Origin of the sequence: Cyclobacterium xiamenense (assembly GCF_009467825.1) — a bacterium.
Classification (GTDB): domain Bacteria; phylum Bacteroidota; class Bacteroidia; order Cytophagales; family Cyclobacteriaceae; genus Cyclobacterium; species Cyclobacterium xiamenense.
The window spans coordinates 119583-136937 of sequence record NZ_WIOK01000006.1 but is presented as its reverse complement, the minus strand read 5'-3'; the positions used below and the strand labels follow the sequence as shown (position 1 = coordinate 136937).

General features: G+C 48.7%; 17 protein-coding genes. 8 read left to right on the top strand and 9 right to left on the bottom strand.

Going from position 1 to position 17355, the window contains the following annotated elements:
- Positions 1-9: 9 nt before the first annotated feature.
- The 3 genes from GCU44_RS06350 to GCU44_RS06340 all read right to left on the bottom strand — a co-directional run bounded on the left by GCU44_RS06350 (position 10) and on the right by GCU44_RS06340 (position 1858).
- Positions 10-768 carry a flavodoxin family protein gene (locus GCU44_RS06350; protein WP_241684861.1) on the bottom strand — a complete coding sequence of 253 codons (759 nt, stop codon included), beginning with the start codon at positions 766-768 and terminating at the stop codon, positions 10-12.
- Positions 769-912: 144 nt separating this feature from the next.
- Entirely contained in the window at positions 913-1185 is a 273-nt protein-coding gene (locus GCU44_RS06345) for a hypothetical protein (RefSeq protein WP_154855198.1), read from the bottom strand.
- 10 nt (positions 1186-1195) lie between these two features.
- On the bottom strand, positions 1196-1858 hold the full coding sequence (locus GCU44_RS06340) for an RNA polymerase sigma factor (protein ID WP_241684860.1): 663 nt from the start codon (positions 1856-1858) through the stop codon (positions 1196-1198).
- A gap of 191 nt (positions 1859-2049) precedes the next feature.
- Here GCU44_RS06340 and GCU44_RS06335 point away from each other — a divergent pair, with 191 nt between their 5' ends.
- Entirely contained in the window at positions 2050-2811 is a 762-nt protein-coding gene (locus GCU44_RS06335) for an SDR family NAD(P)-dependent oxidoreductase (RefSeq protein WP_154855196.1), read from the top strand.
- On the opposite strand, the gene GCU44_RS06330 is transcribed toward GCU44_RS06335, so the two are convergent.
- Together GCU44_RS06330 and GCU44_RS06325 are read right to left on the bottom strand one after the other, a co-directional pair.
- The gene (locus GCU44_RS06330; RefSeq protein WP_154855194.1) at positions 2801-3577 is read right to left on the bottom strand and encodes an alpha/beta fold hydrolase; all 777 of its coding nucleotides are present in this window, start codon (positions 3575-3577) and stop codon (positions 2801-2803) included. The two genes, GCU44_RS06335 and GCU44_RS06330, sit on opposite strands and share 11 nt — an antisense overlap.
- A complete protein-coding gene (locus tag GCU44_RS06325; protein WP_154855192.1) occupies positions 3570-4724 on the bottom strand; it encodes a cellulase family glycosylhydrolase in 1155 nt (384 codons plus the stop codon). The genes GCU44_RS06330 and GCU44_RS06325 overlap by 8 nt, the downstream gene beginning before the upstream one ends.
- 717 nt (positions 4725-5441) lie before the next feature.
- Here GCU44_RS06325 and GCU44_RS06320 point away from each other — a divergent pair.
- Entirely contained in the window at positions 5442-6044 is a 603-nt protein-coding gene (locus GCU44_RS06320) for a Uma2 family endonuclease (protein ID WP_154855190.1), read from the top strand.
- Between the two features lie 266 nt (positions 6045-6310).
- On the opposite strand, the gene dxs is transcribed toward GCU44_RS06320, so the two are convergent.
- Positions 6311-8236 (bottom strand): 1-deoxy-D-xylulose-5-phosphate synthase, encoded by a 1926-nt coding sequence (dxs, locus tag GCU44_RS06315; RefSeq protein ID WP_154855188.1) that lies wholly within the window; start codon positions 8234-8236, stop codon positions 6311-6313.
- 182 nt (positions 8237-8418) lie between these two features.
- Here dxs and GCU44_RS06310 point away from each other — a divergent pair, with 182 nt between their 5' ends.
- Positions 8419-9174: a segregation and condensation protein A gene (locus GCU44_RS06310; RefSeq protein ID WP_154855186.1), complete on the top strand. Its 756-nt coding sequence runs from the start codon at positions 8419-8421 to the stop codon at positions 9172-9174.
- Positions 9171-10220 carry a lysylphosphatidylglycerol synthase transmembrane domain-containing protein gene (locus GCU44_RS06305; protein ID WP_154855184.1) on the top strand — a complete coding sequence of 350 codons (1050 nt, stop codon included), beginning with the start codon at positions 9171-9173 and terminating at the stop codon, positions 10218-10220. The genes GCU44_RS06310 and GCU44_RS06305 overlap by 4 nt, the downstream gene beginning before the upstream one ends.
- A 15-nt stretch (positions 10221-10235) precedes the next feature.
- On the opposite strand, the gene GCU44_RS06300 is transcribed toward GCU44_RS06305, so the two are convergent.
- Both GCU44_RS06300 and GCU44_RS06295 read right to left on the bottom strand, forming a co-directional pair.
- Positions 10236-11609, bottom strand: a complete 1374-nt coding sequence (locus GCU44_RS06300) for a glycoside hydrolase family 140 protein (protein WP_154855182.1) — start codon at positions 11607-11609, stop codon at positions 10236-10238.
- Positions 11610-11755: 146 nt separating this feature from the next.
- On the bottom strand, positions 11756-12178 hold the full coding sequence (locus tag GCU44_RS06295; protein ID WP_092171394.1) for a nucleoside-diphosphate kinase: 423 nt from the start codon (positions 12176-12178) through the stop codon (positions 11756-11758).
- Between the two features lie 182 nt (positions 12179-12360).
- Here GCU44_RS06295 and GCU44_RS06290 point away from each other — a divergent pair, with 182 nt between their 5' ends.
- Genes GCU44_RS06290 through GCU44_RS06275 form a run of 4 tightly spaced genes read left to right on the top strand, consistent with a single transcriptional unit; the run spans position 12361 to position 15489 of the window.
- Positions 12361-13410, top strand: coding sequence for a DHH family phosphoesterase (locus tag GCU44_RS06290; RefSeq protein ID WP_154855180.1), 1050 nt, complete (start codon positions 12361-12363; stop codon positions 13408-13410).
- On the top strand, positions 13394-14323 hold the full coding sequence (locus GCU44_RS06285; protein ID WP_092171399.1) for an FKBP-type peptidyl-prolyl cis-trans isomerase: 930 nt from the start codon (positions 13394-13396) through the stop codon (positions 14321-14323). Before GCU44_RS06290 ends, GCU44_RS06285 begins: the two co-directional genes overlap by 17 nt.
- Before the next feature lie 45 nt (positions 14324-14368).
- Positions 14369-14905 carry an FKBP-type peptidyl-prolyl cis-trans isomerase gene (locus GCU44_RS06280; protein ID WP_241684859.1) on the top strand — a complete coding sequence of 179 codons (537 nt, stop codon included), beginning with the start codon at positions 14369-14371 and terminating at the stop codon, positions 14903-14905.
- Positions 14906-14925: 20 nt separating this feature from the next.
- Positions 14926-15489, top strand: coding sequence for an FKBP-type peptidyl-prolyl cis-trans isomerase (locus GCU44_RS06275; RefSeq protein WP_092171401.1), 564 nt, complete (start codon positions 14926-14928; stop codon positions 15487-15489).
- Positions 15490-15804: 315 nt separating this feature from the next.
- On the opposite strand, the gene guaB is transcribed toward GCU44_RS06275, so the two are convergent.
- Positions 15805-17283: an IMP dehydrogenase gene (gene guaB / locus GCU44_RS06270; RefSeq protein WP_154855178.1), complete on the bottom strand. Its 1479-nt coding sequence runs from the start codon at positions 17281-17283 to the stop codon at positions 15805-15807.
- Between the last annotated feature and the right edge of the window lie 72 nt (positions 17284-17355).

Genomic DNA, 17355 nt, shown 5'->3' with positions numbered 1-17355 from the left:
TGGTTTGGTTTATCTGTATTCAGGGTTGGGATGATCGGTGTTTTTTCGATCGTCCCAGGCGGTTCGTTGATTTCCGTATGCAGGGATGCCGGTGGTTTTGAGTAGCCGTGCCTGGTGCATGAGGTTCCAGGTCATAAACGTGGTATTGCGGTTGGTAAAGTCGTTTTCAGGACCGCCGGATCCGGTATCGAGGTAGGAGGGCCCGGGACCTGCCTCACCGATCCAGCCGGCATCTGCTTGTGGGGGAATGGAATATCCCAAGTGTTGCAAGGCGTACAATACCGACATGGCGCAGTGTTTCACCCCATCCTCGTTTCCCGTTACCAAACATCCGCCTACCTTGCCGTAATAGGCGTATTGCCCCTCCTCATTTAGTTCTCCAGAGAATCCATACAGGCGTTCGATTGCCAGCGTGGCAATGGATGATTTTTCACCCAGCCAAATGGGCGTACCCAGCACGAGGATATCTGCTTCCATGATTTTTTCCTGTATGGGAGGCCAGTCGTCTTCCTCCCAGCCTTTGGTGGTCATGTCGGGATAGACGCCAAAGGCGATCCGATGGTCCACCGGGCGGATAAGCTCCGTGGCAACTCCGTTTGCATCCATAATGGATTGGCTCATTGCTATAAGACCCTCAGTATGGGAGCGCTCGGGAGCGCGTTTCAAGGTACAGTTGAGGAATACGGCTCTCAACCCTGAAAAATCGTAGGGGCTTTCCTGATTTAGTTTTTGCTGGTAGGTACTCAGTTTCATGGTGGATCGCTTCATCTGCTCATCCTAAAACTGAAGGGGAGTTACCTGCCAGGTGGTATGCCCGTATGCCTGTAAAACTTCCATCAGCCAGGATAAAAATTTGTTACCTGATTTTACTGACAGAGTAGTCGGAATGGAAGGGGTTTCCTGACAAAAAAATTAATCTTCTTTTATTTTTTCTAAAATTTGTGCTTTTTTTTCTGCGGGCAAACGTTCTTCAGGAGCTCCTTCGAAGTTGATCCACTTGGAAAGGGCCTTTTCAATGGTCTGGCTTTGGTGTCGGTACAGGTTGCAGACCACGCACATCTTTACATGCACGTAGAGCCGGCATTTTTCTTTGAATGTAAGCGGGAAAACCGCCTTTTTTTCAATCAATGCGGTCGCTTCTTTGCAGGAAAGAAGCATGAAAGTCATGATTTTTTCTAGACTCATAGTCTTGTGATCAATTTGCGCCAAACCAGTTGACCTCCAGGCATTTTTTCAGGAGGAGTTTGGCCCTGTGTAACACCTGCCAATAATTAGACTTACTGATTTCCAATTCCTGACATATTTCCAGGGTTTCTTTGTCAAAAATATACTTGGAGATGACGGCGAGCCGCCACCTGGGAGGCAGGTCCTCCATGCATACATTCATCACGTCGTTAAACGCCGGGTCATCCAATAAATGGGTTTCATTGGACCAGGCTTCCTCCAGTCCATTGGCTTTCCAGTTGCCATTGGCGTTGAAAAAGCTGTCGGTAAATTGCAAGGCCTGGTCGTCGAGGTGTATGGTTTTTTTGGCAGCCTTCCGGTAGTGATCGATGATTTTATGATTTAGGATTTTGAGAAGCCAGGTTTTGGGACTGCTTTTTTCCTGAAACCCCTCAAAGTTTTTTACAGCGGCTAGAAATACCTCTTGCACCAGGTCTTCCGCTACTTCCCGGTTACCGGTTTTATGATAGGCCCAACTGAATAGATAGTCGCCGTGGGCTGCTACCCACTCACTAACGGTGGCCTGCCTGGATGCCTGTTTGGATTGGTTTTTCATGGACACACCTGGGGTGAATTGATTGATTGATACGTTCTTAAAGAAAAATAAAAATTTCCACTTATCAAGTTTTTTCACCTTTTAATTCTACTTTTTTGCCGAACAAACAGGAGTTTACCTAAACAAAAACGTGTAGGAAATGCGGTAAAAATCAGATCTATAGCTCAATAATCAGGATATATGAAAAATCGATAAAAAAAATGCCTAGGTTCCGAACATTTGGCAGTACTTTCTTATTTTAGCCTCACGATAACCGTAAAATAACGTGGATGGACAGTAAAAAACGATACGCCGATCAGGTAGCCGTGATTACCGGTGCGGCGGATGGCATTGGCAAGGCCATTGCGCAGCGCATGGCTGCCGAAGGGGCCAGCCTGGCCCTATGGGATCTCAAAGAAGCGCAACTAAAGACCCTGGAAGCCGAATGGCAGGCAAAAGGCATCACGGTTACAACCAGTGTCGTCAATATTTCCGAGGAGGAGGAGGTAGAAAAGGCCTTTCAGGAAACCATGGACGCCTATGGACGGCTCGATATTTTGGTGAATTCTGCCGGGATTGTTGGTCCCACGCAGACAAAAATTACCAATTACCCGACCGAAGCCTTCGATGAAATCTACCGGGTAAACTTGCGGGGCGCTTTCTTGACGAGTAAGTATGCGCTGAAATGGATGGAACCCTCCGGAACGGGTCGGATTCTTCTGATTGCTTCCATTGCCGGAAAAGAAGGAAACCCGAACATGGTCGGCTACTCGGCTACCAAGGCTGGGGTTATCGGGTTGGTGAAAGGCCTGGGTAAGGAATACGCCACTACGGGAATCACCATAAACGGATTGGCACCTGCTGTGATTCGGACACCGATGAATGCCGATACCGCCCCGGCTCAATTGGAATACATGGCCTCCAAAATTCCCATGCAGCGTCTGGGAACCGTAGAAGAGGCTGCTTCGATTGCCTGTTGGATTTGCTCAGCGGAGGCCAGTTTTACCACGGGTTTTATCTACGATCTATCTGGGGGTAGGGCTACCTATTGAGGGAAAGCGCATTCAGAAAACGCAGGAGGATGTCCTGGGTTTCGGCTTGTTTTTCAAACATGCCCATGTGACCGCAATTTTGCAGGATATTGAAATCCGTAATCGCCTGCTGGTGTTTCAGGCCGGCATCCAGGGGTACCGCCGGGTCTTTGTCTCCGCAGATCATTAGTTTCGGACCGGAAAATTTCCTTAAGGTATCCAGGTGTTCGTTTCGGTCTCGCATGGCCCGGGTGTAGCCAATAAGGCTTTCTTTCGGATGCAGCAGCCCCCTGGCAACCAGGTTTTCGATGGCTTGCCGACAGGCTTCTCGGTTTTCTGCCGCAAACAAGGGAGGCACAAAGGAACGAATAAAAGGGCCTACCCCGTGCTTTTCCAGAAAGGCAACCGTCTGGTCTCGACTTTCTTTTTTCGTAGGGGTGTCGGCAAAGGCCGTGGAATGAAACAAGCCAATGGCCGATAAAGATAGGTTTGGCAATGCAGCCATTTCCAAAACCAGGTAGCCTCCTAGCGAATGGCCTAGTAGGCAAGCGTTTGGGATGCCCTGCTGCTGTAACCATTGCCCCAGGAATTGGGCTACGGTCCGGAGGGAAAAACCGGCTTCCGCTGCCTTACTTTCTCCAAAGCCGGGTAGGTCCGGACACCAGACTTCATAGCGGTCAGACAGCGGCCTGGCAAAATCGGCCCACATTTCTTTGGTTTCGCCAAATCCTGGGAGCAATACCAGCGGCTTTCCTTTACCGGATTTCCAGTAGGCGATGTCAGGCATATTTGATCAAGAGGTTTAAGAGTTTGCGGTCCAGTTTTTCTCCGTGCCAATCCTCGTACGCCACATCTTCTCTGCCGGAGTTTAACACCCCAAAAGTACCCGAAAACTCCCAAAGGCCAAAGCCAATGCCGTGTGCATGCTGAATATCCAATATATCCTCAAACCAGGATAAAAACACCTCGTGGGGCGTTTTATTATAGCAGCCCAATTCCCCACAATGGACACCTACCCCTTGTTCCAGCAACGATATCCAGGGGGCGTAATGTTTTTCCAAATCCTCCCGGCTGTAGTATTTTTCATTGTGCATGCCGGGCCAAACCGGCTCTTTCAGGCTATCGGGATCCTTATATACCCAGGACGCCTTGTGATGGGAAATGTGCATGGGAAAATAACCGCGGCAACTCTGGTGCAGGTCCAGGTCTGCCAGTTCGGGTACCGCTATGCCGCCGCCCCCATTTCCATCGGCAATGACGAGTCGGTTTTTTTTGACGGATTTGATGGTATCCAGGGCTGCCTGAGCCACTTTCCGGTATTCTTCTACCGGTACCGGCCCTCCGGGAGAGTGCTGATCATTGGGATTATCCCGTTTAAAGGGCTCATTGACCAGATCGAAACTCAATTTTTTGGAGGAAATATTTTTATAACGCCTGGACCACATTTCCCAGTGGGCGCAGAAAGCATCCAGTGCTTCCGCGTCTTCCCAGAGATTATAGGGTTCCTGAAAACCCGCATTGATGCAGAAGCCCGGTGCACGGTGTAGGTTCAGGCTGACGTGTAACTTCTGCTCGTGGCACTTGTCGATCAGGGAGTCAATTTCCTGCAGCCTGCGTTCATCAAATTGCATCACTTCTTCTGGAGTAATGGGTTTGCTGCGGTCAAAATCCAGGTAACTGGGGTAGGATATGGGAATGCGTACAAAGTCAAATCCCCAATCCGCCATCCATTTGAAATAATCGTCTTTACTTTTGCGTCCCTTATCCGGATCCGGGTTAAAAAAATCCAGCAAATTAAACCCCCGCCAGCGGGGTAATTGGTTTTTTACCCTGGTTGCTGCGATGCTGCTTTGCTGAAGGGAGAGTCCTATCCCTGCGGTGAGGAGCGCGGACTTTTTGAGAAAATCTCTTCTGGAATTGGAGTGTGGTAGCATGGGCTTAACAGGTTATCTGGTTTACATTAGGTATTGAATTACCAGTAGCCAAAATAAAAAATTAATGCCAAAAAACCAGTGATCCTTTTTAATGGACATCCAATTTTCATGAATCTCCAGCATGGAAGGGTTTTACCACGTAGCGCACATAGGGCACATAGTTTTGTAGCGACACAAACCTGGAATTTGCTGAGGGGTCCTAATTCTGAGGGAAGCCCTCTATGTGAACTATGTAACTATGTGGTTAAAAAAATACCACGAAGATACCTCGAAGGGATATCCATTATTTCTGAATTTCCAGCAAGGGAAAAAATTAACCAGATAGCGCACATAGGACACATAGTTTTTTATAGCAAAGCCTGGAATTTGCTGAGGGGTCCTCATTCTGAATGAAACTCCCTGTAAATTATTGTGACTATGTGGTTAAAAAAATGCCACGAAGATACCTCGAAGGGATATCCATTATTTCTGAATTTCCAGCAAGGGAAAAAATTAACCACATAGCGCACATAGTTTTTTACAGCAAAACCTGGAATTTGTTGAGGGGTCCTCATTCTGAGGGAAGCCCTCTATGTGAACTATGTAACTATGTGGTTAAAAAATACAATGAAGATAGGAGGAATTGTGTGCCTTCGAGTACCTTATCTGGATGATTAACCTTGGCACCTTTGCCCAAATCTTAGTATCTTTAGCAATCATTTTTGGTTTGCAAAATATATGGAAAAGCCGCAAGATAAAGTCAAAGAACCGTTTTCCGCCTATGGGCGCTATTCCTATGCGGATTATCTTACCTGGCAGCTGGAGGACATGGTGGAGTTGATCCGGGGAAAAGTATTCCGGCAAGCGGCCGCAGCTCCTCGTAGAATCCACCAGGGACTTACAGTAGCCTTGGTTACGAGAATTCACGGGTTTTTAAAAGGAGGAAGCTGTAGGGTGTATACCGCCCCCTTTGATGTGCGCCTTCCGGTTTCTTCCAGAAAGCATGCAGACATCGATACCGTAGTACAGCCGGACCTGTGTGTGGTATGCGATCCGGAGAAGCTGGATGAGCTGGGCTGCGTAGGTGCTCCGGACCTGATTGTGGAGATTCTGTCGCCTGGAAATAATAAGAAAGAGTTGCAAGTGAAATATGAGGTGTACGAAGCCACTGGTGTAAAGGAATATTGGGTCATTCATCCCGACGAACGTACCTTGCTGATCTATACCCTGGAAGCTGGAAAATACCGACCTTCCCGTTTATTTACAATGGGAGACGAAGTCGAGTCTCAGGTTCTTTCAGGTTTTGTCCTGGATCTGGAGGAGGTATTTGGGGAGTTGTAAGTTCAGGTTTTTAGCACGTTGTCTCCGATTTTTAAAAACCTGACTTCGACTAGAAAACTTTACGAATTATATAGCCTATCGTTTTATAATAATAGTAATTATATGTCGAAGCAAACCTTATTTAGAATCGAACTCAGGTTCATAGCCTTGAAAAAATTAATTAGTACCATGATAATATCATTGTGGCCTATGGGACAGAAATAGGCTGACAATTAATAGCTTCTTTTCAATGTAACATCCGATTTCCGGGACAGATAATCAATGTTCTAGTACTTCAAATTTTCCGAAACGGTCGTTCCGAGCATTTCCTTTGCAGCGGCGATAATGCCATCGGGGTCAAACCCACACTCGCGATGCAACTCAATTTGCTCTCCGTGCTCAATGACGTCATCAGGTATTCCCAGTCTTTTTACTCTGGCCTGGTAGCCGTGGTCCACCATCCATTCCAGAACGGCGCTGCCAAATCCTCCCATCAAACAGCCGTCTTCGATGGTAATCACCTTGTCGAATTTACTAAAAACCTCATGAAGCAGGGCCTCGTCCAAAGGCTTGACAAATCGCATGTCGTAATGTGCCATATCGATGCCTTTGGCCTGGAGTTTTGCTGCTGCCTCAACGGCGTAATTGCCTATGTGGCCAATGCTCAAAAGGGCCAGGTCTTTTCCTTCCCTCACGATTCTACCTTGACCGGTAGGAATTTTCCGGAGCGGTTGCTTCCAGTCGGGCATTACGCCCTGCCCCCTCGGATACCGGATGGAATAGGGGCCGTTGTGCTCGGAGGCCGAAAACATAAGGTTTCGGAGCTCCTCTTCGTTCATGGGCGCACTCACCACCAGGTTGGGCAAACACCTGAAAAAAGCCAAATCGTAGGCACCGTGGTGCGTGGGCCCATCGGCTCCGGCAAAACCGGCCCGGTCCAGGCAAAATACCACCGGCAAATCCTGCAGGCAAACGTCGTGGATCACCTGATCGTAAGCCCGTTGCATGAAGGTACTGTATATATTGCAGAACGGCGTTAGCCCTTGTGTCGCCAACCCGGCCGAAAAGGTTACGGCATGCTGTTCGGCGATGCCGACATCAAAAGACCTTTCCGGATAGGCCTTCATCATCAGGTTCATGGAAGAACCGGAAGGCATGGCGGGAGTGACGCCTACAATTTTTTCATTTTCCCCGGCGAGTTCTACCAGCGTGTGTCCAAATACATCCTGGTATTTTGGGGCTTGGGGACTGGTGGGTATTTTTTTGGCAATTTCTCCGGTGATTTTATCAAATTTTCCGGGGGCATGCCATTTGGTCTGGTCTTTTTCCGCGGGCGCAAAACCCTTCCCTTTCACGGTAATGCAATGCAGAATTTTTGGTCCCGGTATGTCTTTCAGATCATTCAGGATCTCTACCAGGTGATTGACATCGTGTCCGTCCACCGGTCCGAAATACCGGAGGTTCAGGGATTCAAATAAATTGCTTTGTTTGAGCAGTGTCGATTTAATGGCGCCTTCTACCTTGGAGACCACCTCTTGCGCGCTGAAGCCAAACTTGCTGATCTTGCCCAGCAGGCTCCAGACTTCGTCCCGGACTTTGTTGTAGGTGTGGGAGGTGGTGATATCGGTTAAGTAGTCCTTCAATGCCCCCACGTTGGGGTCGATGGACATGCAGTTGTCATTCAGGATGATTAGCAGGTTCGTGTCGGATACACCCGCGTGATTCATGGCTTCGAAAGCCATCCCACCCGTCATGGCCCCGTCTCCGATCACGGCCACGTGCTGACGCTTGTCGGCTCCTTTGTATTTGGAGGCCATGGCCATTCCCAAAGCGGCTGAGATCGAGGTGCTGGAATGCCCCACACCAAAGGCATCGTAGGGGCTTTCTTTTCGTTTCGGAAAACCGGATAGGCCTTTGTAGAGACGATTGGTATGAAACGATTCTCTTCTACCGGTAAGGATTTTATGTCCGTAGGCCTGATGCCCCACGTCCCAGATCAACTGATCGTCTGGTGTATGTAACACATAATGCAAGGCGACTGTCAATTCTACCACGCCCAGACCGGCACCAAAATGCCCCCCAAAAACGGAGACATGATCGATGATAAATTGCCTCAATTCATCACAGATTTGAACCAATTGGTCTTTGCTGAAGTTTTTGAGGTCGTCCGGACTTTGGATTTCCCTGAGTAATTTTCCAGGTTCTACTTGCATATGCCAATTTTCTTTTCAAAAATTTATAACCCCGGCGGCTGTAGAATGTTTACAAGTACCACCATTTATTCAAACCTCACGGGCTTGAGGGAAATTATTCAGATGCCTATTGATTTAAAAAGATATATGATATCTTTGATCACAATAAGAAATACAAAAATAACAAAAAATAATCGTATCCAGTGAGTTTTGAAATCAAATTACCTTTATTCGAGGGGCCATTTGACCTGATGCTCTTTTTCATCGAAAGAGACGAGCTGGACATTTACGACATTCCCATTTCTAAAATTACCCGTGATTTTCTCGACTACATTCACCAGTTGGAGAAAATGGAGATTGAGGTGGCAAGCGAATTCATTCTGTTTGCCGCCACGCTAATGAAGATCAAGTCAAAAATGCTCCTTCCCCGGCCCGAGTTGAATGCCGAAGGAGAGGAAATCGATCCCCGGGAAGAATTGATCCGGCATTTGCTGGAATACAAGAAGTACAAATCGGTGATTGGAGAACTTGCGGAGATGGAAGGTCAGCGGATGAGTAAATTTGCCAGAGGTAATGTACTCGCTGAATTAAAACAATTGACGCCCGCGGATCAGGTAGATGCTGAGCTACAAGACCTGGATCTGTACCGGCTGCTAACCGTTTACCAAAAGGTACTGACCAAGTACGCGCATCGGAGTGATGAAACCAAGCATACGGTCATTCAGTATCCCTATACCATCGAACAGCAAAAAACCCTGGTACTGGACCGACTAAACGAAAAGCCGCGCATACCGTTTTCTGAGTTTATCCAGTTCAAGCCGGATAAAATCTTCGTGATTTATACCTTTTTGGCCATCTTGGAGCTACTTCAACTCGCATTGGTCACCATCAAAATAGGGGAGGGATTTAATAATTTTTGGGTTGAAAAACTGGATGCGATACCTGTAGAAAACTTATGAAATTAGACAATAGGGAAATTTTTAAAACCTTAAATCCGAATAAGGTTTGGGTTCCTGTATTGATCGGGATCGGGATCGTGTTCTTTATGTTTTACATGGACCCAACCGTTAATGCCCAAACATTGCGGGGAGTCTTTGATGCCTCCATTTGGTCCTTATTGTTGGCGTTGGTGTTTATCGTGATGCGGGATGCCGGTTACGTGTTCAGGATTCGGGAAATTACCGATAAGCACCTGACCTGGGGAAGGGCCATTTATGTGATTATCCTTTGGGAATTTGCCTCTGCTGTCACCCCCTCCATCGTAGGCGGAACCGCAGTTGCGGTGTTTATCTTGCACAAAGAGGGAATTCCCCTGGGCAAGGCGCTGGCTTTTACCATGCTGACAGCCATCATGGACAATTTGTTTTTTGTCTTGGGCGCTCCAATAATTCTCTATTTGGCGCAAGGCTATATTTTTCCGGAAAGCCGCATACTGGAAATGCGTCTTGGAAACAGCCTGGAATACCTGTTTTGGGTAAGCTACACGCTGTATACCTTGTACTCCCTGCTAATGGCCCTGGCGTTGTTTTACCGGCCCCGGGTGTTTAAGTGGATTTTGTTGAAATTATTTTCGATCAGATGGCTTAAAAAGTGGAAGTATCAAGCCAATGGCTACGGGGATCAAATCATCGAGGCCAGTAAAGAATTCAAGGGGAAAAATCTCACGTATTGGTTGGTAATTGTTGGGACGACGATCTTTATTTGGTCCTCCCGGTATTTCATGCTCAACGCGTTGATTTCGGCCTATGAGAGCCTCTCCTTGTTTGAGCACGTGGTGGTATTTGCCCGGCAGATTATCATGTGGATTGTGATGATGATCAGTCCTACTCCCGGCAGTAGCGGCACGGCGGAATTTTTCTTTGCCCAGTTTTTCAACGAATTCCTGACTGGATACACCTTTGTCACCAGCATTCTGTGGAGGATGTTCTCCTATTATCCTTACCTGCTACTGGGGGCGATGTTCCTTCCCCGATGGATACGGCAGGTGTTTTTTCGTAAGAAGTAATAAGACAACGGGTACTTAGAACGGGGGTGTAGCATCTAAAATCAATACCCAGTCTTGCCCGCTAACCGGGGGATGAATCCGACAATCGGGACCGCTGCTGATATGGCCGCCGGCGATTTGGTGTCCGGTCCTGGGATCGTACCAAGTAGCTCTCAGGGTTTTTGATCGCAAGGAGCGGGTATCGACGCCCATAACTTTGCCGGTTGGAAAGTAGACCATGGCATAGCTTCCCTCACTGTCTCGGGTAGCAACGACATGGTGTTCGTCGTCCTCTTGTGGATCCACGATCATCTCCTGTGCCGGGATGCGGCTCAAAAACGGCCGACTGAGCATGAGGTTTTTCAGGTATTTGACCTGATTGGCCATAGGTAAGTCCAGTGCTTCTTTCCAGGGGCGCAAGGGGCCGTTGATGCCTTCTCGTTCCGGGGTATACATTTGCCAGACGGCATGGCAGCCGTAGCTCTGCCCAAAGGCCCCGGCAAATACGTTCCAGTACATGATGCGGCGAATGTCTTCCGGGACGCTGTACCCCAGCTCTTTGGCATTAAAGCAATTGGGATGGTCTTCGTAGAGCGGTTCGGCATCCAGGGTGGGTTTGGCCGGCTGCAAGCGATAGTCGTGGCGGATTTTTTGGTAGGTGGGTTGATTCGCACAATGCCCGGTTTGGTGCATGTTGAAGTCCAGCCACTCGTCCTGATGAAACCAATTGCTGGACCCGCCCGGGGCTGCCGGCTGCGGGTGAAAGCTCATCAGTGCGCGGCTCTCAGAACCCATGCCCTCGGTTAGCCCCTGTGCCATGGCCCTCCAGATGGCTTCATCCGTACTGCCTTTCCTAGGGTTACGGTCTCCACCCAGCACCCAAATCAGGTGGGATTCATTCTTGTATCGGTTTCCCAGCCAGGCCCCAAAAGAGCGGGCGTTTTCGACGGTGAATACCTCGGGCCCTTTGCCCCAGGAATTGGTAAACACCTTATCTCCCCAGGTAGGTAGCAGGGCAACGTACATCCCAAACTCCGCGGCCATCTCCAAAACAGCATCCACGTGGGCAAAGTAGGCGGGGTTGGGCTGGTTGGGGTCCAGGTTTACCAGCGGTAGGTCGCCATAGGGGTTGGGATCGGCGAGTCCGTCAATTTCCGCCAATACCACGGCCTGAACCACGTTAAAGCCCTGATCGGCTCTTTTTTTCAGGTAATACGCCGCTTCTTCCATGTCGCAGCGGTGAAAGAGTTCCCAGGCAGTATCCGCCATCCAAAAAAAAGGATCCCCGTTTTCGGTTACCAAAAAGCGCTGGTTGGTAGCTACCTGCAAACGCGGTAAGGGCTGCTGCCCGTAGAGAAGGGATAGCGGGAGCAATGCCAGAAGGAAAGCAAGAAATGATTTTAAGTTCATGGAGACTGCAGGGTTAATGCCTGCATGCAAGATAGGAAAAAACGAAAACAGCGTAAAAAAAACCGGTTGGTCCGGCTGTAAATGTTAAAAAATCCTAAAATTTCTCCCTTCCTTTCGCTAGTTCTGCAAAAGGAAGGGAGCTTGGTTTACCCTATTTGGTCGAAAGCGCTAAAGAAAAAATTGCTTTCAATGAGGGCATTCTCGTCGGAATCCGATCCGTGGATTGCATTGGCTTCCAGGGAGGTGGCGAAGCGCTTCCGGATGGTGCCTTCGGCAGCATTTTCCGGATTGGTGGCTCCGATTAAGCTTCTGAAATCAGCTACGGCATTGCTTTTCTCCAGGATGGCGGCCACGATAGGTCCGGAGGACATGTATTGGCATAAATCGGCATAGAAGGGTCTTTCTTTGTGTACTTCGTAAAATTGGCCGGCAAGTTCAGGGCTAAGGCGGGTGGCTCTTAGGGCGATGATCCGAAAACCTGCGGATTCGATCATTTCTAAAATTGCACCGGTATTTCCTGCGCCGAAGGCATCCGGCTTGATCATGGTAAAGGTTCTGTTGGTAGCCATAAATGAATTGCTATTGATTGATTTGGGCGTAAAATTACGCCTTTTCCTGAAAAGACCGAAGGAAAGGTTCCATTTCCGCAGAAACAGCCTGCGCCCATGGAAAATGCCATTGGGAATTTCAGAAAATTATGTGGAACTTTGTCGTCCGTGTTTTTGAAAAATACGGCAGTCAACTATTACACATGCAGAAATTAGATCTATTTAAAGAACAGATTTCATCCGCTTCGTCCAAAAGAATTATCATCACCACCCATCATAAACCTGACGCAGATGCCCTGGGATCCTCCCTGGCGCTCGCGCTTTATTTGCAAAAGAAAAACCACCAGGTAACGGTGGTCACGCCGTCGGACTACCCTTCTTTTCTTCACTGGATGAAAGGAAACGAACACGTGGTAAATTATGAAGACGCACAGCAGGTGGAACGGGCCCGGGAACTGATACGGGAAGCGGATATTATCTTTTGCCTTGATTTTTCAAACCTCGGCCGCTTGCAAGGGATGGAAAAATCCGTGCGGGAGGCGGATGCATACATGGTAAACATCGACCATCACCAAGATCCCGACGATTTTGCGGATTTTTGTTTTAGCAGTACCAAAGCAGCTGCTACCTGCGAACTCCTGTACGACCTGATCGTGAAGGTAGGTGACAAGGAATTGATCGATAAAGACATTGCGGAGTGCCTTTACTCGGGCATCATGACCGATACTGGTGGCTTCAGGCATCCCAATACCACGAAAAACGTGCACCTGGTCACGGCTGAATTGATTGATCTGGGAGCCGATAATTCGAAAATTTCCCGGTTGATCTACGACACCTATTCGGTCAATCGACTCAAATTTCTTGGTTTTGCCCTTACCAGAAGGCTGACCATTTTGCCGGATTTAAACACCGCCTATTTCGGAATCAGTAAAAAGGACCTGAGGAAGTACCAGTCGCAAACCGGTGATACAGAGGGGCTGGTCAATTATGCCCTTTCCCTGGATGGAATCAAGATCGCCGCCCTCTTTACCGAGCGAAAAGATGGCGTGAAGATTTCCTTTCGCTCCTCCGAAGAGGTGGCTGTAAATAAGTTTGCCGCCACCTATTTTGAAGGCGGAGGGCATAAAAATGCCTCGGGGGGCATTTCCAAACTTCCCCTGGAGGAAACCATGCAGCGTTTTGAAAAATTAGTAAGCGAAAACAAACATATTTTATTCAATCAATTAGCATTAGTCGATGAGAAAAATCAATAATCTAGTTTTAGGTGCCCTTATGCTGGCCGCGAGTACCCTGATGTATTCGTGTAAAAAGACCGAAACGACTTCCGACGGTATTGAGTATACCTACGTGAAGCAAGGAGACAAAGTGACCAAAGATGGGGAATTTGTCGTGTACCATTTTACCGCCAAAACCGGCAGCGATTCGCTGTTTATATCCAGCTACGATCAGCCGGTACCTCCTTATTTGCAGCACCTGGACTCTGCCGAGGCAAGGACCGGAATTGACGAAATTTTCCTGAATCTCAATAACGGTGACAGTATTGTTGTAACCTCTACCGCGGAGAAAATCTTTACCCCGGAAGGCGTTCCCCCGTTTTTGGAAAATGACGAAACGGTGACCATTCATATTGGCGTCATTAACGTACTCGAAGAGGCCGTTTTTGAAGACTACTTCAACGACCTGGTGGCAGCGCAACAAAAAAAGCAAGCCGAAGAGGCGGGAGTAATGCTTGAAGAGGACGTAAAGACCATCGAATCCTACATTGAAGAAAATAATTTAGAGGCAAACAGGACGGAATCGGGTCTCTTTTACGTCATAGAAGAAGAGGGTTCCGGAGCGCAGGTAGAGCAGGGAGATAAAATCTCTGTAAACTATACCGGCTACGTACTGGACGGAACCGTATTTGACACCAGCGTGGAGAGCAAAGCAAAAGAGGCCAACACCTACGATGAAAACCGCCCTTACGAACCCTTTACCTTTAACGTAGGCGAAGGAATGGTGATTCCGGGATGGGACGAAGGATTGCAGCTACTGAAGAAGGGTTCCAAAGCCAAACTATTGATCCCTTCACCGTTGGCATACGGTCCCAGTCAGCGTGGAGCGGTCATTGTACCCAACTCCATCCTGGTTTTCGACGTAGAAGTAACAGACGTTGAAAAGCAATAAGGCAGCCGCTCCACAAAGCGAAGCCACTTAACCAAAATTACTACCATGAGAAAATTCCCATTCGTTTTGGCACTACTGGCCGCCCTGGGTTCCTGTATCTCCGACGAGGAAAACCTGGATGTACAATTTGAACAGGATCTTCAGAAAATCGAAGAATACATTCAAACAGTAGATACCGAGTATTCCCGTAGGGAGACGATCGAAGAAACCGGTATTGTGCTTTTATTTACCGAAGAGGTGGAGTCTGAGGAATTACCACAGGTACGGGATTCGCTCTTTGTGAATTACACGGGGAAGTTGCTGGACGGTACGGTATTCGATACCTCCGTTGAGCAGGTAGCTCAGGACAATGGGGTATTCAATGCCAATCGAACCTACGAGCCCTTCCAGCTCATTCTGGGGATCTCGAATGTTATCAACGGCTGGCATTGGTCACTTTCCCAAATGAAGGAAGGGGAAAAAGCAATCGCCTTGATCCCGTCGGCCTATGCCTATGGTAGTCAGGCCAATGGCCCGATTCCCGCTAACTCGGTGTTGGTGTTTGATCTTGAATTGGTCGAAGTACGACCCTATCAGCCCTAATTATCAGAAAGCATCCTTCCATGAGAAACGTATTTAAGTTAGTTAGTTTATTTTTTGTTGTTTTGCTGGGTTTTTCCTGTGAAGATCAGTTGAACCGCTTTGGTGGTCCGGTCTACGACCGGGAGGGAAATCTCGCGATTGATCGTGAAATCATCGCAGACTACCTGGAAACCGCACCGTACGATAGTCTGTATCGGATACATGATCCCTCCGGAGTAGTGGTGATCGTAACAGAGGAAGGAAACGGTTCCCGACCGGAATCCGGCAATGTGGTGTATGCAAACTATACCGGCTACTTGCTGGACGGTAGTGTGTTTGACTCAAATAGGGAAGATGTGGCTCAGGAAAACGGCATTTATGATGAAGAGCGGAATTATAGAATCTTTTCGTTTTTCGTCGATCTGCCTCCCTCTCAGGGGGGAGCGATCCAAGGCTTTAGTCTGGGCTTCAAACGCCTGCGAAGCGGCGCGAAGGGAAGCATCATCATTCCTTCTCCCTACGGCTACGAAGACAATGAAAATGTGCCCAGGGTACCGGCAAACTCCGTACTGGTATTCGATGTGGAATTTCTGGGAATGGATTAGCGAGCTGGCATACCTACACTAGCATGCAAAAGAACCCGGTTTATCTGGGTTCTTTTGGTTTATTCGAATCCCAACACCAGCCAGGGGTAGGCTGAAAACGTCGAATCCACGACGGAAAGCTTGAAGAATACCGCCGACTTGCCATGGAAAACAGGAGATTACCGGTGCAGCATGTGTTGACGGCGCACAAGGCCGCAGTGGCTGGGATTTTTCCCTGTTGCAGGAGTTTCTGAGACATAAAATCAACCGAACACCAAAAAAAGCGGCTGTCTCTCCCGATGAGACAGCCGATTGTTCGCCTTAACGGCTTTTCGCTTACATTTTTGCGCTATAGTTGGGCGCCTCTCGGGTGATGCTGACGTCGTGGGGATGGGATTCCCTGACACCAGCGGCGGTAATTTTGACAAACTTGCCCTTGTTCATCAGGTCTTCGATGGTGGCGGTTCCGCAATAGCCCATGCCGGCGCGCAGTCCTCCTACCAGCTGATACAGCACTTCGGAGACCAGCCCCTTGAACGCAACCCTTCCGACGATTCCTTCCGGAACAAGCTTCTTGACATTGTCCTCGGCATCCTGAAAATACCGGTCCTTCGACCCCGATTCCATGGCATCCAGGGAACCCATTCCCCGGTAGGATTTGAATTTTCTACCTTCGAAGATGATGATTTCTCCCGGAGCCTCTTCGGTACCGGCCAGAATGGAACCGATCATTACCGAACTGCCTCCTGCCGCCAGGGCTTTTACCACGTCTCCGGAATAGCGGATACCCCCGTCGGCGATTACCGGTACGCCTCTTTCTTTCAACGCCTTGGCGCATTCCATGACTGCGGACAATTGAGGCATGCCTACACCAGCGATTACCCGCGTGGTGCAGATACTACCGGGACCTACGCCCACCTTGACCGCATCTGCGCCGGCATCTGCCAGGGCGATCGCTGCCTCGGCAGTCGCGATGTTTCCAACGATCACCTCCAAATCCGGGAAGGTAGCTTTGATCCGTTTGCAGGTTTCGATCACACCTTTGGAGTGCCCGTGTGCGGTATCAATGGACACCACGTCTACACCGGCGGCTTTCAGGGCCTCCACCCGGTCCACGATGTCCGGCGTTACACCCACTGCTGCACCTACGCGCAGCCTCCCGAATTCGTCCTTACAGGCAAATGGCTTGTCCTTTCGTTTGAGAATGTCTTTGTAGGTGATCAGCCCGGTCAACTTGTAGTCTTCGTCTACGATGGGCAATTTTTCAATTTTGTATTCCTGAAGAATCTCTTCTGCCTGTTCCAGGCTTATACCGGCTTTTGCAGTAAAGAGATGGTCTTTGGTCATGATTTCCCGTACCGGTCGATTCAGGTCTTTGATAAAGCGCAGGTCCCGGTTGGTGATGATCCCCTTCAGGTAGCGGTCCTCATCGACTACCGGTATGCCTCCAATGTTGTATTCGCTCATGATCGCCTCCGCATCCCGAACCAGCGCATCAATATTCAAGGTGATGGGGTCCAGAATCATCCCGCTTTGCGAGCGTTTGACCTTGCGAACCTGAGCCGCTTGCATGTCAATGGACATGTTTTTATGGATAAAACCCAGTCCACCTTCGAGTGCAATGGCAATGGCTAACTCCGCTTCGGTGACGGTGTCCATAGCTGCTGAGACCAGCGGAATCTCCAGTCGGATATTTCTGGTAAGTTGTGTGGAGGTTTTGGTGTCGCGTGGGAGTACCTCGGAATATCCGGGTACAAGAAGCACGTCGTCATAGGTGAGTGCTTCGAAGAGGAATTTATCTGTATGTGGATTCATGGCAAATGGTTAGTAACCCTATTTGCCCGTCAAAGATACGCTGTTTTTTCCATGCAAATCAATACTTGAAAG